Source organism: Pseudomonas fjordensis (genome assembly GCF_976987115.1).
Genome location: NZ_OZ336860.1, coordinates 4187394 through 4208785, shown reverse-complemented (window position 1 = coordinate 4208785; position 21392 = coordinate 4187394). Strand labels below are relative to the sequence as shown.

18 protein-coding genes are annotated in these 21392 nt (G+C 61.6%); 12 read left to right on the top strand and 6 right to left on the bottom strand.

What is annotated here, in order from left to right:
• Positions 1 to 131: 131 nt before the first annotated feature.
• The 4 genes from ACWHXD_RS18855 to pmrG all read right to left on the bottom strand — a co-directional run bounded on the left by ACWHXD_RS18855 (position 132) and on the right by pmrG (position 4840).
• Positions 132 to 440, bottom strand: a complete 309-nt coding sequence (locus ACWHXD_RS18855) for a DUF6124 family protein (RefSeq protein WP_014719058.1) — start codon at positions 438 to 440, stop codon at positions 132 to 134.
• Positions 441 to 776: 336 nt separating this feature from the next.
• Entirely contained in the window at positions 777 to 2294 is a 1518-nt protein-coding gene (locus tag ACWHXD_RS18850) for an ArnT family glycosyltransferase (RefSeq protein ID WP_138763288.1), read from the bottom strand.
• 28 nt (positions 2295 to 2322) lie between these two features.
• Positions 2323 to 3978 carry a lipid IV(A) 4-amino-4-deoxy-L-arabinosyltransferase gene (gene arnT / locus ACWHXD_RS18845; protein ID WP_138763287.1) on the bottom strand — a complete coding sequence of 552 codons (1656 nt, stop codon included), beginning with the start codon at positions 3976 to 3978 and terminating at the stop codon, positions 2323 to 2325.
• 181 nt (positions 3979 to 4159) lie between these two features.
• On the bottom strand, positions 4160 to 4840 hold the full coding sequence (gene pmrG / locus ACWHXD_RS18840) for a lipopolysaccharide core heptose(II)-phosphate phosphatase PmrG (protein ID WP_098950900.1): 681 nt from the start codon (positions 4838 to 4840) through the stop codon (positions 4160 to 4162).
• 275 nt (positions 4841 to 5115) lie between these two features.
• Here pmrG and ACWHXD_RS18835 point away from each other — a divergent pair, with 275 nt between their 5' ends.
• From ACWHXD_RS18835 to ACWHXD_RS18810, 6 genes are all read left to right on the top strand, one after another.
• Entirely contained in the window at positions 5116 to 5784 is a 669-nt protein-coding gene (locus tag ACWHXD_RS18835) for an ABC transporter ATP-binding protein (RefSeq protein ID WP_098950901.1), read from the top strand.
• A 1-nt stretch (position 5785) separates the two neighbouring features.
• Positions 5786 to 8248 (top strand): ABC transporter permease, encoded by a 2463-nt coding sequence (locus ACWHXD_RS18830; protein WP_138763286.1) that lies wholly within the window; start codon positions 5786 to 5788, stop codon positions 8246 to 8248.
• Entirely contained in the window at positions 8238 to 9302 is a 1065-nt protein-coding gene (locus ACWHXD_RS18825) for a lipocalin-like domain-containing protein (protein WP_138763285.1), read from the top strand. Before ACWHXD_RS18830 ends, ACWHXD_RS18825 begins: the two co-directional genes overlap by 11 nt.
• 140 nt (positions 9303 to 9442) lie before the next feature.
• Positions 9443 to 10435, top strand: a complete 993-nt coding sequence (locus tag ACWHXD_RS18820) for a hypothetical protein (RefSeq protein ID WP_499084419.1) — start codon at positions 9443 to 9445, stop codon at positions 10433 to 10435.
• Positions 10436 to 10437: 2 nt separating this feature from the next.
• Entirely contained in the window at positions 10438 to 10794 is a 357-nt protein-coding gene (locus tag ACWHXD_RS18815) for a hypothetical protein (protein ID WP_499084417.1), read from the top strand.
• Between the two features lie 151 nt (positions 10795 to 10945).
• A complete protein-coding gene (locus ACWHXD_RS18810) occupies positions 10946 to 12394 on the top strand; it encodes a hypothetical protein (RefSeq protein ID WP_138763060.1) in 1449 nt (482 codons plus the stop codon).
• A 5-nt stretch (positions 12395 to 12399) separates the two neighbouring features.
• On the opposite strand, the gene ACWHXD_RS18805 is transcribed toward ACWHXD_RS18810, so the two are convergent.
• Positions 12400 to 13101, bottom strand: coding sequence for a sterol desaturase family protein (locus tag ACWHXD_RS18805; protein ID WP_138763061.1), 702 nt, complete (start codon positions 13099 to 13101; stop codon positions 12400 to 12402).
• 327 nt (positions 13102 to 13428) lie between these two features.
• On the opposite strand from ACWHXD_RS18805, the gene ACWHXD_RS18800 reads away from it, so the two are divergent.
• The 6 genes from ACWHXD_RS18800 to ACWHXD_RS18775 all read left to right on the top strand — a co-directional run bounded on the left by ACWHXD_RS18800 (position 13429) and on the right by ACWHXD_RS18775 (position 20387).
• Positions 13429 to 14352 (top strand): substrate-binding domain-containing protein, encoded by a 924-nt coding sequence (locus tag ACWHXD_RS18800; protein WP_499084414.1) that lies wholly within the window; start codon positions 13429 to 13431, stop codon positions 14350 to 14352.
• Between the two features lie 63 nt (positions 14353 to 14415).
• The gene (locus tag ACWHXD_RS18795; RefSeq protein ID WP_138763062.1) at positions 14416 to 15924 is read left to right on the top strand and encodes a sugar ABC transporter ATP-binding protein; all 1509 of its coding nucleotides are present in this window, start codon (positions 14416 to 14418) and stop codon (positions 15922 to 15924) included.
• Positions 15890 to 16882 carry an ABC transporter permease gene (locus ACWHXD_RS18790; RefSeq protein WP_014719047.1) on the top strand — a complete coding sequence of 331 codons (993 nt, stop codon included), beginning with the start codon at positions 15890 to 15892 and terminating at the stop codon, positions 16880 to 16882. Before ACWHXD_RS18795 ends, ACWHXD_RS18790 begins: the two co-directional genes overlap by 35 nt.
• Positions 16883 to 16908: 26 nt before the next feature.
• Positions 16909 to 17988 carry an erythritol/L-threitol dehydrogenase gene (locus ACWHXD_RS18785; protein ID WP_003192355.1) on the top strand — a complete coding sequence of 360 codons (1080 nt, stop codon included), beginning with the start codon at positions 16909 to 16911 and terminating at the stop codon, positions 17986 to 17988.
• 1 nt (position 17989) lies between these two features.
• A complete protein-coding gene (locus ACWHXD_RS18780; RefSeq protein WP_138763063.1) occupies positions 17990 to 19522 on the top strand; it encodes an FGGY-family carbohydrate kinase in 1533 nt (510 codons plus the stop codon).
• A 139-nt stretch (positions 19523 to 19661) separates the two neighbouring features.
• Entirely contained in the window at positions 19662 to 20387 is a 726-nt protein-coding gene (locus tag ACWHXD_RS18775; RefSeq protein ID WP_138763064.1) for an SDR family oxidoreductase, read from the top strand.
• On the opposite strand, the gene ACWHXD_RS18770 is transcribed toward ACWHXD_RS18775, so the two are convergent.
• Positions 20384 to 21388 carry a LacI family DNA-binding transcriptional regulator gene (locus ACWHXD_RS18770; protein ID WP_032896428.1) on the bottom strand — a complete coding sequence of 335 codons (1005 nt, stop codon included), beginning with the start codon at positions 21386 to 21388 and terminating at the stop codon, positions 20384 to 20386. The genes ACWHXD_RS18775 and ACWHXD_RS18770 overlap by 4 nt on opposite strands.
• Positions 21389 to 21392 lie beyond the last annotated feature (4 nt).

Sequence of the window (21392 nt, the reverse complement as noted above, 5' to 3'; positions counted from 1 at the left end):
CCACTGTAGGAGCGAGCTTGCTCGCGAAAAACTCACAGGCGCGGCGTTTATTCAGGAGGCGCGCGTTATCGTTGAGGTTTTTCGCGAGCAAGCTCGCTCCTACAAAATGGGGCTAAGCCCGCTTTTACATTTTAAGTTGTTGGCTTCAAAGGCTTCACGCACTCAATAGAGCGATCTACCGTCGTCTTGGCAATCTCCAACAAATGCCACACCGCCAGAATCTTCGCCCGCCCTGGGTTATCCAGCAGCTCGCCACAATCGAGCGCCGTTGCCGAAGCGCTGTCGAGCAAGCTGGCGGTGTAGAGCAAAGCATCTTCAAAACTCAGGTCGTCGTTGACGTTGTGGAAACCCTGGCTTGGCAGGTAATGGTCGATGGCGCGGTTAAAGGCGGCACGGTCTTTTGCAGGATCGAGGGGTGGATCGGGTAGGACTTTATTCATGGTGTAGCTCCGCGTTGGATTAGGAGACGACACCCGTCGCGACTAAACGAGGGTGGCGGCTGTACGCAGGTTAGTCGACCGGCCCAACACGAAACATCCGGCGCACCCGAAGGTGCCCTACGCACAGCCACCATAAAACTCATGGAGACCATGCCGTGTTGGAAGATACGAGCGACTAAACCCGATCACTGATGAGCAGTGACAGACCGCAGACTAGCCACCGATTCCAACCGGCACAAGGCGGCGGGGATTGTCTCGGAAACGTCCTGCAATTTAAAGGGACACGGCTTGCTGGCCCTTTACAAACCATGACAAAAGGCCAGCAAACACAGTGCCTCAGCGCCTCCCCGGAACAAACGCCACACTCCCACCCTCACGCGCCTTGAACAACCGCTCCCCATTATCCGGCTGGGTCGTCACCACCTGATGATCCTCCCCCAGAAACGCCAACGGTGTCGGCTCGTCCTTGGAATACTGCGCGACGATGATCGTGCGTTGCGGATCAAAGCCCTGGCCGCTGGTTTTTTCCAGCCAGGCCATGAACGCGGCGCTGTCGCCTTGGCGCGGGAAGTCCTGGGTTTCGCTGACGTAGTAGAAGGGCGTGCCGTGGTTTTGCAGGTACATGGGCAGTTTGTTGTCGACCTCCACCAGCACCAGTTGCCATTGGTTCCAGGGCGCGCTTTTTTCTGCCTGGGCTTGCAGGTCGGTGGCGAAGCGGGTGACGCCGCCGTTGCCGTTGGTCCAGGGGTAGATCACGCCCAGCACCAGCAAGAGCAGGCCGGCGCTGAGGCCAAAGCCTGTTTGCCAGCGTGGCCAGCTCGAAGGTTTTTTGTGCAGGCGCTCACTCAGCCACCAGGCGCCGAGCAGTTGGGCAAAGGGCACCAGCGGCAACACGTAGTAGCTGCGGCGGCTGCCGCTGGCGGTGAAGAATACAAACAACAGGCCCAGGCCCCACACCAGCCAGCGTACGTTGGGCGGCGCCCTGCGCCAGTTGCGCACGGCCAGCCACAGGCCGAGTAACCAGCAGGGTGCCCAGGGCAGGGTGTAGGCCGGCAGGTAGATCAGGTAGGTGTAGATCGGCCCCATATGGTCGAAGGGGTCGAAGAAGCGCACCACGTTTTCGCGGAACACCAGCTCCAGGCCGCTCTCTCCATAAGTGGGGGCGCCGTAGCGATGGGACAGCACAAAGGGAATCGCATACACGATGCCTGCGATGAGCAAGGCCAGCGCCAGGCGCAGGTTGAGGTGGCGTTTGTAGCGGTGTTCGCTGAGCAGGTGTGGCAACAGCACCAGGCCCGGCAGCACCACACCGATCAAACCCTTGAACAGCGAGGTGGCGGCCAGCAACAGGAAAAACACCGTGTAGCGCCCCAGCCGTGTGTCATCCGGCCCGCGCCAATACCACCACACCGCGGCCAGCACGCCGCACACGGTGAGTACATCGGCGGTGGCCACGCGGGCCCAGAACAGGAAGTAGAAGGTGGTGGCGAGCATCCACCCGGCGATCAGCCCGGTGCCTTTGCGAAACAGGCGTTCACCGATCAGGTACACCAGCCAGATGCTCAACCACGCGGCAATCACCGATGACAGGCGCAGCGACCACGGGCCGAGGCCGCCCAGCAGGTGGGCAAACCCGGTGATCAGCCAGTAGGAGGGCAGGGGTTTGTCGTAATACGGCGTGCCTTTGAGGTACGGGTCGAAATAGTCACCGCTTTGCAGCATCTGCAAGGCGATATTCGCCCAGCGCGTTTCCGGCCCCCACAGGTCGCGGCTGCCCAGGCCTAGCAAGAGCAGCAAGGCCGAGACGCCCAGCAGTAACACCAGGGCGCCGCGTTCGGTTTTCCAGAAACTCATGGGTTGTTCCCTGTGGCAGGCGCTGCATTCAAGGGTGTTGGGGGTAAATCGTCAGCACCAGGTCGCCCTTGCGATAACGTTTTCCACCGGGAGGCAATTGCCCTTCTTCGCGGTGTTCGCTGGTGCTCTTGACCTGCATCAGCACGCCGACCGAACCCTGCTGGCGAGCCTCGGCCAACCAGGCCTGGACGCTGTCCGGCGTGACCTTGCGCTGCGCTGCGTCTTGGTAGTTCAAGCCGTAGCGCAGCTCGCCCTGGGTGTTATAAAACGCCACGTCGGGCCGGCGCAGGCGCCAGGTCAAGGCCGATGCCAGGCCCAGGTCATTGCTCAGCAAAGCACGGACAGGTTGCAGTTCGTCCAGATGCTCCTGCACGAATTGGTCGGGCATTTCGTTATCTTCGATCAGGGCCGGCATGCCCGCCGGTAGCAGTGCCACCAGCAAGCCAATGCCGAGGGCGGGCATCGCCCATAACGTCAGCGGGCGCACCGCTTGCAGCAAGTTGGCGAGGATCCAGCCCAGCAGCACGATAAACGTCAGCGACAGGTTGAACATCTCTGCGTGGCTATTGGCGTACAGCGGGCGGGTGATTTGCAGGTAAATCAGCGCCACCATGGCCGTCATGCCAAGCACGAAATTGAGCGCGCCGTTGATGACCAGCGGGCGCGGCTTGCCTTGCTTGATCAGGTCGATCAAGCCGTGGCCCATCAACAGCGCCAGGGGCAACAGGCACGGCATGATGTAGGTCGGCAACTTGCCTTTGCTCAGGCTGAAAAAGCCCAGGGGCAGCAGCAGCCATAGGGCGAGAAAGGCAATCGCCGGCTGGCGCCTTTCCTGCCAGGTCTTGAGCAGGGTGCCAGGTAACAAGGCAGCCCACGGCAGGCACGCCACCACCATGATCGGCAGGAAGAACCACACCGGCCGTGCATGCTGTGCATCGTCGGCGGCAAAGCGGCGGATGTGCTCATGCCAGAAAAAGAAATGCCAGTAATCCGGTTCGCGCAGGTGGATCGCCAGGGCCCATGGCAGGCATACCAGCACGGCAACCAGCACCGCCAACGGCCCGTAGCGCATCAACTCACCGACGCGACGCTGCCAGATGAGGTAGGGCACGGCGATCAAGACCGGCAGCAGCCAGGCCAGGAAGCCCTTGGTCATGAACCCCATGGCGCAGGCCACGCCCAACACTGCCCAGGCACCCAGGCGTTCCCGTGGCGTGCGACAGTCCAGGGCAAACCACAACGCCACCAGGCTCAGGTTCACCCACAGGGTGAATTGCGGGTCGAGGTTGGCATACCCGGCTTGCCCGGCTACCAGGCCAAAACTCAGGTAGAGCAGGGCGCAGGCAAAGCTCTTGCGCGGGTCGTTCCACACGCGCCGGGCGAGCAGGTAGGCCAGCACTACACTCAGGCACGTACTCAGCACTGAGGCGATGCGCACACCGAAGAGGTTTTCACCGAACACCGCCTGGCCGAGGGCGATGAGCCAATAGCCGGCGGCGGGCTTCTCGAAATAACGCACGCCCATGAAGTGCGGCGCTACCCAGTTGCCGCTCATCAGCATTTCCTGGCTGACCTGGGCGTAGCGGGTTTCGTCTGGCGTCCATAAACCGTGAAAGCCCAGGGGCAACAAGATGAACACGGCCACGCCCAGCAATAGCCAGGCCAGAGGGTTTATGCGGGGCATGCTCACATCGCTCCATAACGTTCAAGTACGGGCAATGGCGGTATTAACTTAATAGGGTGAAGCATCGTAAGGGTCACTAAGTAGTTGTAGGAAAACATAACTAACAGGCGCGACTAAACATGCCAGAACGGGGCTGTCGTTTTGCTGAACACGTTGTGGCTTAATATGTAAACAAGTGTAATTAAAGTTGTTTGAGTGCGGCGCTCCACTCTTCGATATTCATGGTGCCCATGGCCTTGAAGGTGCCGTTGGGCAGCACCTTGACGAACAGTGCGCTGCCGTACTCGGCGGCGGCCGCATGGGGGAAGCCCAGGCTGGTCTGGAAGTCGCTCATGCAGGCGCTGTGGGTGATCAGCATCAGGTTGCGTCCCGGCTGTTTGTGGCCGAGGATTTCATCGCCCATGGCGTCGCCGCAGATGGCGAGTGGGCCGGGGGACAGCTCGGTCTTGCCGAACATGAACAGTGACGTCTGGGCGGTTCGCGTGGTGGGGCTGCTGAGCACGTCGGTAAGAGCCATGCCCAGTGAATCAAAGGCTTTGCCCAGTTCGACGGCGCGTTCAGTACCGTTGATGGTCAGGCCATCGGCAGGGCCGAAGCAGGGGTTGGCCGAGCGGTCGCAGCGCTCTTCATGGCGCACCAGCACCACCAGTTCACCCTCGCGCCAGCTGGCGAGCACCCCGGAGGTCAGCAGGCGATTGCCCACGCCCAGATCCAGCGGCGAGCTGGGCCAGAATAAAAAGCCCACGAACAATAAGGCGGCAACGCAGATGCCAAGCAGGTGCAGGCGGTATTTTCTCAGGCGTTTTAACCTAGACCTTTTAGGTTGGCGGTTGGCCAGGATCATGTCTGCCACGCGGTTCACCCTCGGCACTGTTTATTGTGTTTATAAAAAGGTTGCATGACGGGGCAGTTGCCCTTAGTGAGGCAGGAGACTGTCACAGCACTGCTGTCTTTTTGCTGAACACGTGCATGTTAAGAGTGTCACTTGGGTTAACTAAGAAAGTTGTGGGTTACCACGAGTTGGCGGGCACTTTAAAGTACGGTGGATGGGCAGGCGGTGAAATCCATGTGAAAAATTTGCGTGGGCAGGAGCGTCAGCCGTTATTCTCATTGCGGGTCCTTCAGATGAGCGTTCTTATGTTGCAGGTGCAAGGTGTTGTAAAAAACTACGCGACCCCGCAAGGTCCGCTGGCCGTCCTGGCCGGCGTCGACCTGCACCTGGGCGAGCGCAGCAGCCTGGCGCTGATGGGTGAATCGGGCAGCGGCAAAAGCACCTTGCTGCACCTGGTGGCTGGGCTGGACCGAGTGGACGGCGGCAGCATCCGCATCGGCGAGCAGCGCCTCGACCAACTCAACGAAGGGCAACTGGCCCATTGGCGGCGTACGCAAATCGGCTTGGTCTTCCAACAGTTCAACCTGATCGGCAGCTTGCGCGTGGAAGACAACCTGGCGTTCCAGGCGCGGCTGGCCGGGCGTTTTGACCCGCACTGGCAAGCGCAATTGGTGGAGCGCCTGGGGCTGGGCGACTTGCTGCGGCGTTACCCCGAACAACTCTCCGGTGGCCAGCAGCAACGGGTTGCCGTCGGGCGGGCGCTGGCCTCGCGGCCGGGTTTGTTGTTGGCCGACGAGCCCACCGGCAACCTCGACGAAGCCACCAGCGATGAAGTGCTGCAACTGCTGTTGGACCTGCTGCGAGACAGCCCCACCAGCCTGCTGATGGTCACCCACAGCCCGCGCCTGGCTGCACGGCTTGACCGGCAGGTGGTGCTGCATCGTGGGCGTGTCGTGTCGATGGACGCTCGCTGAGATGGCGCTGTTTTACTGGACGCTGCGCGCATTGCTGAGCCACTGGCGGCGTCACCCGGTGCAATTTTTCAGCGTGCTCACCGGCCTGTGGCTGGCCACCGCGCTCCTCACCGGCGTGCAGGCCCTCAACAGCCAGGCGCGGGACAGCTACGCACGCGCCAGCCAACTGATCGGTGGTGAACCCCAAGCCAGCCTGGTTGCGCCGGACGCCGCCAGTTTCCCCCAAGCACTGTTTGCCGAGTTGCGCCGCGCCGGTTGGCCGGTCTCCCCGGTGGTGCAGGGGCGGGTGGTGCTCCTGGGGCGTGAGCAACAGCGCCTGCAATTGATGGGCATCGAGCCGGTGTCGTTGCCCGGCAGCGGCAGCGTGGCAGGGCAACGCTTGAGCCAGGCGCAGATGCTGGCGTTTTTCGAGCCGCCGGGGCGTACCTGGGTCGCTGCGCAAACGTTAGAGGCGCTGGGGTTGCAGGCGGGCGAGCAGCCGCTGACGTCCACCGGGCAGCGCCTGCCACCGTTGCAGGTACAGGCCGATATGGCGCCCGGTCTGCTGCTGACCGATATCAGTTTTGCCCAACCTCTGCTCAACATGCCTGGGCGCCTGTCGCGCTTACTGGTGGACAACACCTTCGCCGCCCGCCATCCCCCGCCACCCGCTGCGTTGCAACTCAAGCAGGGCGAAGACAATAACCTTTCACGCCTGACCGAAAGCTTTCACCTGAACCTGGATGCGGTAGGCTTTTTATCCTTTGTGGTGGGGCTGTTTATTGTGCATGCGGCCATCGGCCTGGCCCTGGAACAGCGCCGTGGCCTGCTGCGAACCTTGCGCGCCTGTGGGGTCAGCGCACGCCTGTTGATCTTGAGTCTGGGCGTCGAATTGGGCGCTTTGGCGGTGCTGAGCGGTGTGCTCGGTATCGCCAGCGGTTACTTGCTGGCCAGCCTGTTACTGCCGGATGTCGCCGCCAGTTTGCGCGGCCTGTACGGCGCCGAAGTCGCCGGCCAATTGAACTTGAGCCCCTGGTGGTGGCTGGCCGGCCTGGGCGTGAGCCTGCTCGGCGCGTTGCTCGCCGGGGCCAGCAGCCTGTGGCGCGCGGCGCGTTTGCCGTTACTGGCGCTGGCCAACGCCCAGGCCTGGCATCAAGCCCATGGGCGCTGGCTGCGGCGCCAGGGCTGGGTGGCATCCGCCGCCTTGCTGATCGCGTTGCTGGCACTGTGGCTGGGCGATAGCCTGGCCGCCGGGTTTGTGCTGATGGCGACCTTGCTATTGGGTGCGGCGTTGGCGTTACCGGTGCTGCTCAACGGGTTATTGAAAGCGGTGCTGGGGCGCAGCCGCTCGGTGCTGGGCCAGTGGTTCCTGGCCGATTGCCGCCAACAACTGCCAGCCTTGAGCCTGGCGCTGATGGCGTTGCTGTTGGCCCTGGCGGCGAATATCGGTGCCGGTTCCATGACCTCGGGCTTTCGCCAGACCTTCACCCATTGGCTGGAGCAACGCCTCACCGCCGAGCTGTACCTCAACCCGCAAAATCCGCAGCAGGCCGAGCAACTCAAAGCATGGTTGAGTCGCCAGCCCCTGGTGCAGGCCGTATTGCCCGCCTGGCAGGTATCGGTGCAACTGCAAGGCTGGCCCGCGGAGGTGTTCGGCGTGGTCGACAACCCCACTTATCGTCAACACTGGCCGCTGCTGGAGGCGGCGGACGCGCCTTGGGATCGCTTGCTGCAAGACGACAGCCTGATGCTCAGCGAACAACTGGCGCGACGCCTGAAGGTGCAACTGGGCGACACGGTTTCCATCCCCACCCCACAGGGCACCTGGGCGCCGAAGATCGTCGGCATCTACGCCGACTATGGCAACCCCAAGGGCCACCTGCTGGTCAATGCCCAGCACCTGTTGGCGCATTGGCCGACGCTCTCACCGGCACGCTTCAACCTGCGGGTGGCGCCCGCCGACGTGCCGCCGCTGATCCGTGAAGTGCAGCGTGAGTTTGCCCTGGAAGACAGCCGCATCGTCGACCAGCAGCAACTCAAGGGCTGGTCCAGCCAGGTCTTCGAACGCACCTTTGCCGCCACCGCTGCGTTGAACAGCCTGACCCTTGGCGTCGCCGGGGTGGCGTTGTTCATCAGCCTGCTGACCCAGAGCCAAAGCCGTCTCGGCCAACTCGCGCCGTTGTGGGCGCTGGGCGTGACGCGCCGACAATTGATGCTGCTCAACCTCGGCCAGACCTGGCTGCTGGCGGTACTCACGTTGATCCTGGCGTTGCCGCTGGGGCTGTTGCTGGCGTGGTGCCTGGATGCGGTGATCAACGTGCAGGCCTTCGGCTGGCGCCTGCCGCTGCAGGTGTTCCCCGGCCAGCTTGCGCAATTGCTGGGGCTGGCGATGCTCGCCACCTTGCTCGCGTCGGCCTGGCCGTTATGGCAGTTGTACCGCAGCCGCCCGGCGGATTTGTTGAGGACGTTCGCCCATGAAGATTAAGGCATTGGCGTGCATCGCCTGGTTACTGCTGAGCGGCTGCGACCAGGCGCCCGCACCCGAGGACAGTTTCGCCGGGCTGGGCAGCGATGCGGCGGACTTTGCCCAGGTAGTGCCCGGCAAAGTCTTCAGTTTTCCCGAGGACCACGGGCCCCACGACGGCTTTCGTATCGAATGGTGGTACGTCACCGCCAACCTCAAGGACGCCCAGGGCAATGTCTTCGGCGTGCAATGGACGCTGTTTCGCAACGCGTTGAAGGCCGGCCCTGTTGAACCTGGATGGCGCGACTCAACCGTGTGGCTCGGCCACGCCGCCGTCACCTCGGCCACCCGCCACTACGCCGCCGAACGCCTGGCCCGGGGTGGCGTCGGCCAGGCTGGGGCTCAGGCAGAGCCGTTCAACGCCTGGATCGACGACTGGAACTTCGCCACCCGCCCCGGCGCCGCCAGCCCCCTGGCCGACATGCAACTCAAGGCCAGCGGCGCGCAATTTGCCTACGACCTGCACCTCACCTCCAGCCGTCCATTGGTACTGCAAGGCGATGGCGGTTACAGTCGCAAATCCGACCAGGGCCAGGCGTCGTACTACTACAGCCAACCGTTTTTCACCGCCAGTGGCAGCGTCAGCCTCGACGGCCACACCTACCAAGTCATCGGCCCGGCCTGGCTCGACCGCGAATGGAGCAGCCAACCCCTGGCCGCCAGCCAGACCGGCTGGGACTGGTTCTCCCTGCACCTGGACCGCGGCGCGCAACTGATGCTGTTTCGCGTGCGGGAGAAAGACAGCAACGGTTACCTCACCGGCACCTGGATCGACGCCCAGGGCCACACCCAGACCTTGCACAACAACGATATCCAACTCACACCGCTGACCACTACGGCCATCGACGGGCGCAACATTCCCACACGCTGGTCGCTGAAAATTCCCGGTAAACAGCTGGATATCACCACCGAGGCCGTCAACCCGAAGGCGTGGATGGACCTGGGTATTCCGTACTGGGAAGGGCCGGTGCGGTTTGAGGGTGGGGTGGGGTATTTGGAGATGACGGGGTATTAGGGGCGCTTTCTGTAGGCGTTCATCTTTTGCTGTGTAGGCAACTTCCCAAACGTACTTTTTAACCCCCGCCTGCTTGTGTCCGGGCTGTAGGCGCTTGCTTATATTTCGATGCCATCTCTCTCGGTATCGGAACCCAGGACATGGCGTACGGCTACATCAATCAACAGGCTACACCCTACTCATTTTTGAAATCACAGCTATGGCACGCAGGCTTGTTGCAGGGCCCAGATCATTTTGATGTGCTGAATAAACATCTGAGCCAAGGAATGGTGAGGCCGGGTGAGTTGGTGATCGTTCCAGAAATGTCCAGTGCCTATTGCTCAATCGAAGAAGCCTGGTTGATGCGCCACGCTGAAGAGATTAGTCGCCAACTGGACCAGAATGTGCCGCTCGATAGAGCAGGAAACACAAATTACGACTTGGCGCAGAGCATTCTGGGGGATGGCTCGATAGGCATCGGCAGTGCGACGTCGGCTTGGAGCCGGCACCTGCAGGCGGTTGCACAGACTTTGATGGAAATCGAGCAACTGCATCGCCAATTGAAGGACGGTGGTTTGGACAGAGAGTCATTCATACGACAGCGCCAAAGGATGTTTGGCGTTTTGGATATGCAACTGCAAGGGGCTGCACGATTTGGCTCGGGGTTGCGTGGCAATCAGCCGCTGAAGGGAGCGCTCGGGATCTCGACCAACAGCTATCTGCATCAAGGCGAAATTGTGGGGTATGCGCAGCGGGTTCAAACGATTACGCAGATGTCGAAATGGTTAAAGCAAGGAACATATCTGGGGTTGGCGTTGGATGTGGGCGTCGCGGGTTTGGAAATGAAGGAGGCGTGTGTGGTGGGAAGGGAGGCGCAATGCAACAGAGCGAAGTATGTGGAGACTGGGAGGTTGGTGGGGGGTGTGGCAGGGGCGGCTGGCGCAGGGGTAATAGGGGCTGAATTAACACGCCGGGCATGCCACATTTTCCTAGGTGTCGCCACGAGAGGATCCGGTGCTCTGACCTGCGGAATAATTGGAGGGGCGACGGTAGGGTATATAGGCGGTAAGAAGGGCGGGGATGGCGGGGCGTTTCTCGGCGGAAAAATTGTAGAGCACAACGGTGATTTGATATTCCAGTCAGAGGGGGCTTAAGCGTGGATTTTTTTGTCGCCTATACCGCTGTGATGATCATCGGGACGTTTGTGGTTTTAGGACTGATACTTTTTGTCGAACGAACAAAACTCGACGCGTTGGAAGGTTACTTCATTGAAAACGTGCAGGTGCGTAAATATCAGCAACGCTGGGGACGAAACCAGCGGTTCGTCAGGTTTCATCGCATGTGTCTCATGATTGATATCCTCCGCGCGCCAGAACGCTCCGTCAAAGAAGGTTACATGACCGAGGCAGAGTTAGCCGTCATTCCGCCAGCGCTCAAGCGTTGGGCTGTATGGCCCTATCGGCTCGCGATGATTTGGGCGATCAGTTGGGGCTATTGGTGTACCTGGCTTTAGAGGTGCTCTCGCTTCCTGAACCTGCATTTCTGGGCTCACATTTTTTAAAAAATACTGTACATGCATACAGTATTGTCCTACAGTCCATCCCAGGTGACCGGATGTCACCGGTTACCTGAGCTTCAATTTTTTAACTATGGATGGATAAAAAATGAAATCGAAAAAAGCCTTCATTCTGGGCGCGGCCATGGCGGCCTCTTGCTTCGTTTCGGCCTTTGCCCTGGCCGAGCAAAACCCGGCAAAACTCAGCGCGCAGGCGGTCAAGCAGGCCGTGGACAAAGCATTGAAACCTGGCGGTACGCTGGTAAAGGCCAGCGTTTCGGGCGAGCTCAAGCAAAAGCTCAATGCTGCCAAGGCCGGGCAGTCCAACGTCGTCAAAAAAAGCAAGGCGGCCGTCGGTAATGTGGCGATTGACTCCCCGGTTAGCCAGCTGGAAAAACCTGACTCGGCGCACATGAAACAGGCCGCGGTTGCAGCCTTCACGCCGTTGTTTCCCACCCTGGATATCAACACTCTTTACACCCTCACCGGTGTGGAGACCGGCGCGCAAATCGCTTATCACTTCAACCTGCCGAAAAACGCGCGAATCCAGGTACAGCTGCTGAACCAGAGTGCCGGCACGGATATGTCGTTGACGCTGTTCCATGACGACGGCCAAGGCAACCTGACGCCGCTGGGCACCTCGGATAACCCCGGCAGTGCCGATGAATACCTCAACGGCGTGTTGCCGGCCGGTGACTACTACTGGTTCATGGTGGCCAATGCCGCGAGCAACTCGCAGTTCAGTTTTGGTGTGGCGGTGGACAGCAATGTGGATGCCTACGAGCCTAACGACACCGAGCAAGCCGCGTTCGCGCTGCCGGATGCCTTGAACCAGGTGACCGGTAACCTCGACAGCGTCAATGACGTGGATTACTTCTCCTTCGTCTCGTTGCGTGGCCAAGGTGTGGGCATGTTCCTGGGCGATGACGGTGCGGGCACGCGTAACCAGTGGATCTTCGAACGGTTCGATGGCACCCAGTGGGTGGAAGTCCCGCAGGGCTCCACCTCCACCTATCCCAACCTGACGCCAGGCTACACGGTCAAGGTGCGTGTACGGGCTAACCCGGCGGTGGCATTGAACCCTCAGGCTCAATACAAGCTGACCCTCGGCTCGGCGCCACGCCTGAACCAGCACAATGTGAACGGCGATAACGTGGTGCGCATCCCCAGCTCGATCTTCCAACTGGCCACCCAGGCGGCCCGCAATCTGAGCTGGAGCACCCAGTGGTCAGACAGCACCGGCGAACCCCTGCGCGGCGTCACCCCTGTGCTGCGGGTCGACAAGCATTTTGGCGGCACTTACAACTGGGTCGACTATGAGGCCAAGACCGGCATCACCGGCGCAGCCTCGGGGAATGTCGCGCTGGGCACCTGCTCTGGCGACTACAAAGTGCGCTACCCGGACAGCGCCTCGGGCCAGACCTACAACTGGGAAACCTGGTTCAACGAGGGCGGCTGGCGCATCGAACTCAGGGAGTTCCCAGGTGTGGGCGTGGGTGGCAATAACGTCCAGTACGTCAGCCTCGGCCACATCTGCAGCCAGACCATCGTGCGCTGATTGATCTATGTGTGTGAAGCGGGGGGCAGTCCAGTTGGACTGCCCCTTTTTTTTTCCGTGGGTTCCCAATGCAAAGTGCCAAACAGATAGTCCATCAACGGCAGCACGATATTGAAATTACGCCCCTGCATCAGCTCACGACGGTGGTGCAAGGCGTGCAGGCGATGCATCTGGCGAATCCATGGCAGGCGTGCCACCGGGTGTTCGTCAGGCAGGTGTTCGCAGGCATGGAACACTTCGTAGAGCAGGTAGCCAAGGATCATGCAGCCTGCAAACAGCCCGGCAACGTTGGGGCTCAGTTGGCTGAGCAGCCACCAGGCGGGGAGGGTGATGGCCAGGCTGTGCAGCACGATCAGCCAGGCCGGAAACAGGATGACGCGCCAGTCCCGGGGGCTGTGGTAGGTCATGTGATCGGGGGTGAAAAAACTGTGGTGATCGCCAGTGTGGCGTGCGTAGAACAGCCGGGCGAATGCGTGTTTGTGATGGCCCAGGTGGCGGTGCACGAGGTAGATGCACAGGTTGAAGAACAGTAGGGTCAGGGGCACGGTCAGCCACTGCAGGGCGGTGATATCGGCGGTGGACGACCAGGCCAGCGTGATGCAGGCGATGCCGTAGCCAAGCACGAACGCGGCGTGCAGCCAGGGGTTGTAATGCGGGTTGACGCTTGCGCGGTAACGGGCGCGAAAGGTCTCGGTGGGATGGGGCATGGCTGGCTGCTCGCTGTGTTTTTATTTGAGGCTGAGCTTAGTTGCCATGGGCGGATGTGCGAGTTTTTACTGGCAACTCTTGCCCCCTGTAGGAGCGAGCTTGCTCGCGAAAAATATCAACGATAACGCGGGCTTCCTGAATAAACGCGGCGCCTGTGAGTTTTTCGCGAGCAAGCTCGCTCCTACAACAGGGCACGTCCGCGCCCACATTTTTGCCCGAGACCGACCAGTGGAGGCTTGCACAGGTCTGATTTACTTGTTAGTTTCTGACAAAATGTTAACGATAACATTTGCTCTAAAAATAAAAACAAAACAGAGACCCACGCCATGAAAATGCTCCCAAAAACCCTGTGTTTACTGGCTGCCAGCATCACCCTGGGCAGCGCGAGCCCCGCGTTTGCCGACGCTGCCAAGCCCATCCGCATCGGCGCCTCGTTCCAGGAAATCAACAACCCTTATTTCGTCACCATGAATAACGCCCTGGAGGAAGCCGGCGCGACCATCGGTGCCAAGCTGATCATCACCGACGCCCGCCACGACGTATCCAAGCAGGTCAGTGACGTTGAAGACATGCTGCAAAAAGGCATCGATATTCTGCTAATCAACCCCACTGATTCGGTCGGCGTGCAATCGGCCGTCAAGTCGGCCCATGCTGCCGGCGTCGTAGTGGTGGCGGTGGATGCCCAGGCAGATGGCCCGTTGGATTCGTTCGTCGGCTCGAAGAACTTCGACGCCGGTTTCCAGGCCTGTGAGTACCTGGCTAAAACCATCGGTGACAAAGGCAATATCGCCATCCTCGACGGCATCGCCGTGGTGCCGATCCTCGAACGTGTGCGCGGCTGCAAAGAGGCGGTGGCCAAACACCCGGATATCAAGATTGTCAGCATCCAGAACGGCAAACAGGAGCGTGACCAGGCCCTGACCGTCACCGAAAACATGTTGCAGGCCCAGCCCACCCTCAAGGGCATTTTCAGCGTGAATGACAATGGCTCCCTCGGCGCACTCTCGGCCATCGAAGCCAGCGGCATGGACGTGAAGCTGGTAAGCGTCGACGGCGCGCCGGAAGCGATCAAGGCGATCCAGAAACCCGGCAGCCATTTCATCGCCACCTCGGCCCAATATCCCCGCGACCAGATCCGTCTCGCCCTGGGCATTGCCCTGGCCAAGAAGTGGGGCGCCCAAGTACCGGCCAGCGTGCCGGTGGACATCACTTTGATCGATCAGGCCAAGGCCAAGGACTTCAGCTGGTAAATCCCCCAGGCCCCACGCAGTGCGTGGGGCCCAGGTCTTCCTTCTGAGTGCGAGGTCGGCGGTATGAGCAGTCTTCTGAAGCTGGAAAACATCTGTAAGCGTTACCCGGGGGTACAGGCCCTCAAGGCCATCAACCTGCAAGTGGAGCGCGGCGAAATCCACGCGTTGCTCGGGGAAAATGGCGCGGGCAAATCCACCCTGATGAAGATTCTGGGCGGTGTCGAGCATCAGGACGAAGGGCAGATCCTTATCGACGGGCAGGCCCGGAAATTTGCGACCTATCGGGATGCGATTGCCGCCGGGATTGGCATCGTGTTCCAGGAGTTCAGCCTGATTCCCTACCTCACGGCGGTAGAAAATATCTTCCTCGGCCATGAGCTGAGCAACCGCTTCGGCCTGTTGCGCAAGCGCGAAATGGCCGAGGCCGCGCAGGCGTTGTTCGAGCGCCTCGGGGTCAGCATCGACCTGCACTGCGCGGTCAAGCACCTGAGCGTGGCCGAGCAGCAGTTTGTCGAAATCGCCAAGGCCCTGGCCCTGGACGCACGCCTGCTGGTGCTCGATGAGCCGACCGCGACGCTGACACCCAGTGAAGCCGAGTTGCTGTTCGAGATCATGCGCGAACTCAAGCGCCAGGGCGTGGCGGTGATTTTTATCTCGCATCACCTGGAAGAGATTTTCCAGGTCTGCGACCGCATCAGCGTACTGCGCGACGGCGGCAATGCAGGCGTCACCGAGGTGGCCGACAGCGATATCGATCACCTGGTCGAGATGATGGTTGGCCGCCGCCTGGAATGCAGTTTTCCGCCCAAACCCAGCAGCGAACCCGGCCCCTTGCTGTTAGAGGTCAAGGACATCCAGTTGGTGCGCAATGGCCCCCGCAACCGTTTCAATTTGCACAAAGGCGAGATCCTGGGCTTCGCCGGCCTGGTGGGTTCGGGCCGCACCGAGCTGGCCCTGGGCATGATGGGCGCGCTGCCCACGGTGAGCAAGGATGTATGGCTGCGCGGGGAAAAAGTCAGCCTCGATGACCCGGCCCAAGCCCTGGCCCACGGCATCGGCCTGCTGCCGGAAAGCCGCAAGAGCGAAGGGCTGATCACCGCCTTCAGCATTCGCGAAAATATCTCGCTGAACAATTTGCCCAAGTATCAGAACGCCTCGGGCCTGATCGACAAGGTCAAGGAATGCGCCAGCGTCGACGCGCTGATGCGCCAGCTGTCGATCAAGGCGCCCAGCGGCGAAAGCCTTGTGGTGAACCTCAGCGGCGGCAACCAGCAAAAAGTCGTGATCGCCCGCTGGATCAACCATCACTGCGACGTGCTGGTGTTCGACGAACCCACGCGCGGCATCGACGTCGGTGCCAAGGCGCAGATCTACGCGTTGATGCGCAGCCTCACCGAACAGGGCTACGCGATCATCATGATTTCCTCCGAGCTGCCCGAAGTCATCGGCATGTGCGACCGCGTCGCCGTGTTCCACAAGGGCGCGATCGTCAAGGTACTGGAAGCGTCCGCCGTCAATCCTCAAGAGGTCATGCGCCATGCAACAGGGGGCTCAAGTGAATACGTCCATTAACACCGCTGGCACCGGCCGGTTGCGCCTGAACCTGGCGCGGCTGCTGCGTTCGCCCGCGTTTTATCCCTTTGTCGGGCTGGTGGTGGTGACCCTGGTGATGATCCTCGCCAGCGACACTTTCCTCACCGCCAGCAACCTCTCCAACATCGCCCGCCAGGTGTCGATCAACGCAATCATCGCGGTGGGCATGACCTGCGTGATTCTCACCGGTGGCATCGACTTGTCGGTGGGGCCAGTGATGGCGTTGTCCGGCACCTTGACTGCCGGGCTGATGGTCGCCGGGTTGCCGCCGGGCCTGGCGATTGGCGTCGGGCTGCTGGTGGGCGTGGCCTTCGGCATCGGCAACGGGCTGTTCGTGGCGTACCTGCACATGCCGCCGATCATCGTCACCCTGGCGACCATGGGCATCGCCCGTGGGTTCGGGCTGATGTACACCGACGGCTACCCGATTTCCGGGTTGCCAGAGTGGTTCGCGTTCTTCGGTCGCGCCAGTGTGTTTGGCCTGCAGGTGCCGATCCTGATCATGCTGATCACTTACCTGGCGGCCTATGTGCTGCTGCAGCACACGCGAATCGGTCGCTACATCTACGCCATCGGCGGCAATGAAGAAGCGGTGCGCTTGTCCGGGGTGCGTGCGGCGCGTTTCAAGCTGCTGGTGTACGGCATCAGCGGCTTCACCGCCGCGATTGCCGGGCTGGTGCTTACCTCCCGCCTGATGAGCGGCCAGCCGAATGCCGGCGTGTCGTTCGAGCTGGATGCGATTGCCGCCGTGGTACTGGGTGGCGCGTCGATTGCTGGCGGGCGCGGGGTGATCATCGGCACCTTGCTCGGCGCCATGCTGCTGGGCGTCTTGAACAACGGTTTGAACATGCTTGGCGTGTCGCCCTACGTGCAGAGCGTGATCAAGGGCGGGATCATTTTGCTGGCGATTTTCATCAGCCGTCAGCGCCATCGTTAATACCTCACCACACAGGACCGAACACCATGGACAAGCACACTCACATGCAAGCCGTCGTCTGCCACGGCCCGAAAGACTACCGCCTGGAGCGCATCGGCAAACCCCAGGCGCGTGCCAATGAACTGGTGATCCGCATCGCCGCCTGCGGCATCTGCGCCAGTGACTGCAAGTGCCACTCGGGCGCGGCGATGTTCTGGGGCGGCGACAACCCCTGGGTCAAGGCACCGGTAGTACCGGGCCATGAATTTTTCGGCTACGTGGTCGAAGCCGGCGAGGGCGCCGAGGAGCACTTTGAGGTCAAGGTGGGTGACAAGGTCATCGCCGAACAGATCGTGCCGTGTGGCAAGTGCCGCTTCTGCAAGTCGGGTAAATACTGGATGTGCGAAGTGCACAACATCTTCGGCTTCCAGCGCGAAGTGGCCGAAGGCGGCATGGCCCAATACATGCGCATTCCCAAGACCGCTATCGTGCACAAGATTCCCGAGTCGGTGTCCCTGGAAGACTCGGCGCTGGTGGAGCCAATGGCCTGTTCGATCCACACCGTCAACCGTGGCGATATCCAGCTCGACGACGTAGTGGTGATTGCCGGCGCGGGTACCCTGGGCCTGTGCATGGTTCAGGTGGCGGCGCTGAAGACCCCGAAAAAACTCGTGGTGATCGACATGGTCGACGAGCGCCTGGAGCTGGCGAAAAAGTTCGGCGCCGATGTGGTGATCAACCCCGCCCGTGACAACGCCCGCGAGATCATCAACGGCCTTACGGAGAATTACGGCTGCGACGTCTATATCGAAACCACCGGCGTACCGGCCGGCGTCACCCAGGGCCTGGACCTGATCCGCAAGCTCGGGCGCTTTGTCGAGTTCAGCGTGTTTGGTGCCGAGACCAGCGTGGACTGGTCGATCATCGGTGACCGCAAGGAACTCGACGTGCGCGGCGCGCACCTGGGCCCGTATTGCTACCCGATCGCCATCGACCTGTTTGAGCGCGGCCTGGTCACCTCCCAAGGCATCGTCACCCATGATTTCCCGCTGGACGACTGGGCCGAGGCGTTTGAACTGGCCAATTCGACCAAGTCGATCAAGGTGCTGTTGAAGCCGGTGCTCTGAGATGGACTACGTCATCGGTGTAGACATTGGCACCCAAAGCACCAAGGCGCTGCTGGTGGATGCCCAGGGCACGATCATCGCCCAGCACAGCCACGGCTACCGGGTAGACACCCCGAAAGTGCGCTGGGCCGAGCAGTGGCCGCAGGTGTGGCTGGATGCCGTCCAAACCTGCGTGGCCCAGTGCATGGCCAAGGCCGGGGTGCCGGCGCCGCAGGTCAAGGCGCTGTGCATCAGCAGTTTGTACGGTGGTTCGGGCATTGCCGTGGATGCACAGATGACGCCGCTGCACCCGTGCCTGATCTGGATGGACCGCCGCGCCGGCGAGCAGGTGGCCTGGGTACGCGAGCATGTGGACCTGGAGCGCTTGTTCGCCATCACCGGCAACTCGGTGGACAGCTACTACGGCTTCACCAAGATGCTCTGGCTCAAGCAGCACCAGCCCCAGGTGTGGGCGAATACCCGTTACCTGCTGCCGCCCAACAGCTACATCAACTGGTGCCTGACCGGCGAGTTGGCGGTGGACCACAGCAGCGCCGGGAATATCGGCGGTGTCTACGACGTGGCGGCGCGCAACTGGTCAGGCGAGATGCTGGAGGCGCTAGGTATCGCGCAGTCGATGATGCCCGAGCGGTTGCTGTATTCCGGCGAAGTGGTGGGTGGTTTACGCGCAGACTGGGCCGCACGCCTGGGCCTGCAGGCGGGCACGCCGATCCTCGCTGGGGGCGTGGACGCGGCCATGGCGACCCTGGCGGCGGGTGTCACCCAGCCAGGCAATCATGTGGCGATGATCGGCACCAGCATGTGCTGGGGCTACCTGAACCAGCAGGTGGATGCACACCACGGTTTGGTGAGCATGCCCCATGTCTACAACGGCCACCGCGACCTGTACATCTTCGGCGGTGCGATCACCGCCGGAGCCTCGGTCAGCTGGTTTCGCGAGCAGTTTTGCCAGGCCGAAGAACAGCAGGCCAAGGCCATGGGGCAAGACAGCCTGGCGCTGCTGGAGCAGAGCGCGATGAAGATTCCGGCCGGTAGCGAAGGCGTGGTGTTTTTGCCCTACCTGATGGGTGAACGCAGCCCGGTGTGGGATGACCGCGCCAGCGGCAGTTTTGTCGGGCTCAACCTGTACCACAGCCGCTTTCACCTGTACCGCGCGGTGCTGGAGGGCGTGAGTTTTGCCCTGCGCCACAATATCGAAGCGGGCACCCAAGGCGCGCATTCCCTGGACCCACGCCTGATTGTGGTGGGCGGGGCGAGCCATTCGGACCTGTGGATGCAGATCATCGCCGATGTCACACGCTACCCGGTGTACACCATCGTGCAGGAGGTAGAAGCGGCCCTGGGCGCGGCGTTGCTGGCGGCGCATACGGTGGGGCTGGTGAGTGATGAGGCAATGGACACCGGCTGGGTGCAGTTGCAATTGCGGGCGCAGCCCAAGCGGGAGAATGTCATGACCTATGACCGGGCGTTTGCCGAGTACCTGAAGCTGTACCCGGCCCTGAAACCGGTCATGCACAACCTGCAAACCACCTGATTCAACACGATCCAAAACTGTGGGAGCTGGCTTGCCTGCGATAGCGGAGTTTCAGTCTCCTTATTGGGTGCTGATACACCGCTATCGCAGGCAAGCCAGCTCCCACAGTGGATCTTCATTGGTTTTGAGATCTTTATTTATGATCACCACCTTCGACTTCTCTCACCAGCGCATCCTCGTCACCGGTGCCAGCAGCGGCATCGGTCGCGAAATCGCCCGGCAACTGATCGCCAGCGGCGCTGAAGTCTTCGCCCTTGGTCGCGACGCCCAGGCGTTGGCGGCATTGGGGTGCCACACCCTGTGCGTGGACATCGCTGACAGCATCGCCCTCGACAAAGCCCTGCAAGATTTGCCGCCCCTGCACGGCCTGGTCAACTGTGCCGGCATCTCACGCCTGGAACCCGCCGCTGCCATCAGCGCCGACGCCTTCGATCAGGTGATGGGCGTTAACGCCCGCGCCGCTGCGCAAGTGGCCAGCCGGGTCGCGGCGAAGATGATCGAGGCGGACATTGCCGGCAGCATCGTCAACGTCTCCAGCCAGGCATCGTTGGTGGCGCTGGACGATCACCTGAGCTACTGCGCCTCCAAGGCCGCGTTGGATGCGATTACCCGCGTGCAATGCGCCGAGTGGGGCCGTTTTGGCATACGCGTCAACAGCGTCAACCCCACCGTGACCTTGACGCCAATGGCGGCCATGGCCTGGTCCGACCCGGCCAAGCGCGACCCGGCGTTGGCTGCGATTCCGTTGGGGCGTTTTGCGCAACCGGCGGAAGTCGCGCTGCCGGTGCTGTTCCTGCTCAGTGACGCGGCGAGCATGATCAGTGGCGTCAGCCTGCCGGTCGACGGCGGCTACACCAGCCGCTAGCCGTTTTCCAACTGCCCGGCGATCACCACTTTGTCCCGTGGCTTGTGCGGGTCTTGCAGGCGGTCGAGCAGCAGGCGCACGGCACTGCTGCCGGCCAGGGACGCGTCATGGGCCACGCAGGCGATGGGCACGCCAAAGATATCGGCGAAGGGCAGGCGGTCGATGCCGCAGATGGTCAGGCTGTCATGGGCGATGTTGTGCATGCGCAACGCGCGCAGGGCCCCCAGGGTGATCAACTGGTTGAAACCCATGATCGCGTCCGGCGCCGAGTGTGCGGCCAGGTAATCGAGGGTATGCAGGTAAGCCGGCATCAGCGTGTAGTCGCCCGCCTGCACCTCGACCTGAATGTCGGGGTGTTCGGCCAGCACTTCCCGCAGGCCTTTGAGGCGCTCCACGCTGATGCGCGAGTGCTCGGGGCCGGTCAGCACCAGCAGGCGCTTGAGGTTGGGCGTTTGGCGTAACAGGTAGTGCGCGGCTTGCAGGCCGCTGTGGTAGTTGTCGAGCACCACGCGGCTGAACGGGCTGTCGTGGATCGTACGATCGAGCAGCACCACCGGGGTTTTGCCGTTGCTCAGGCGCTCCAGATAGTCGGGTTGATAGCTCGGTTCATCGGAGACCGGCGACAGGATGATACCGGCCACGCGGTAGCCCAGCAGGGTATCCACCGCCTTGCTTTCGAGTTCCTCCAGCTCATCGGTGTCCACCAGCATGATGGTGTAGCCGTGCTGTTTGGCCTCGCGGGAAATCGCCTTGATCATCTCGCTGTAGAACGGGTTGTCCACCGAAGCGGTGATGACCCCGATGATCAGGCTTTCACTGCGCTTGAGCCCACGGGCGAAGGCGTTGGGCACGTAGTCCAGCTCGCGGGCCACTTCCAGAATGCGCGCCAGGGTGGCGGGTTTGACCAGGTCGGGTTTGCTCAAGGCCCGGGACACCGTAATGGTGGTCATGCCGACCCGTTTGGCAATGTCGCTGATGGTGACGGACTTTTTCTTGTTCATCGGT

Coding starts and splice junctions, on each gene's coding strand:
- ACWHXD_RS18855 (WP_014719058.1), bottom strand. CDS start 440: ATGAATAAAGTCCTACCCGATCCACCCCTCGATCCTGCAAAAGACCGT.
- ACWHXD_RS18850 (WP_138763288.1), bottom strand. CDS start 2,294: ATGAGTTTCTGGAAAACCGAACGCGGCGCCCTGGTGTTACTGCTGGGC.
- arnT (WP_138763287.1), bottom strand. CDS start 3,978: ATGCCCCGCATAAACCCTCTGGCCTGGCTATTGCTGGGCGTGGCCGTG.
- ACWHXD_RS18835 (WP_098950901.1), top strand. CDS start 5,116: ATGTTGCAGGTGCAAGGTGTTGTAAAAAACTACGCGACCCCGCAAGGT.
- ACWHXD_RS18830 (WP_138763286.1), top strand. CDS start 5,786: ATGGCGCTGTTTTACTGGACGCTGCGCGCATTGCTGAGCCACTGGCGG.
- ACWHXD_RS18825 (WP_138763285.1), top strand. CDS start 8,238: ATGAAGATTAAGGCATTGGCGTGCATCGCCTGGTTACTGCTGAGCGGC.
- ACWHXD_RS18820 (WP_499084419.1), top strand. CDS start 9,443: ATGGCGTACGGCTACATCAATCAACAGGCTACACCCTACTCATTTTTG.
- ACWHXD_RS18810 (WP_138763060.1), top strand. CDS start 10,946: ATGAAATCGAAAAAAGCCTTCATTCTGGGCGCGGCCATGGCGGCCTCT.
- ACWHXD_RS18805 (WP_138763061.1), bottom strand. CDS start 13,101: ATGCCCCATCCCACCGAGACCTTTCGCGCCCGTTACCGCGCAAGCGTC.
- ACWHXD_RS18800 (WP_499084414.1), top strand. CDS start 13,429: ATGAAAATGCTCCCAAAAACCCTGTGTTTACTGGCTGCCAGCATCACC.
- ACWHXD_RS18795 (WP_138763062.1), top strand. CDS start 14,416: ATGAGCAGTCTTCTGAAGCTGGAAAACATCTGTAAGCGTTACCCGGGG.
- ACWHXD_RS18790 (WP_014719047.1), top strand. CDS start 15,890: ATGCAACAGGGGGCTCAAGTGAATACGTCCATTAACACCGCTGGCACC.
- ACWHXD_RS18785 (WP_003192355.1), top strand. CDS start 16,909: ATGGACAAGCACACTCACATGCAAGCCGTCGTCTGCCACGGCCCGAAA.
- ACWHXD_RS18780 (WP_138763063.1), top strand. CDS start 17,990: ATGGACTACGTCATCGGTGTAGACATTGGCACCCAAAGCACCAAGGCG.
- ACWHXD_RS18775 (WP_138763064.1), top strand. CDS start 19,662: ATGATCACCACCTTCGACTTCTCTCACCAGCGCATCCTCGTCACCGGT.
- ACWHXD_RS18770 (WP_032896428.1), bottom strand. CDS start 21,388: ATGAACAAGAAAAAGTCCGTCACCATCAGCGACATTGCCAAACGGGTC.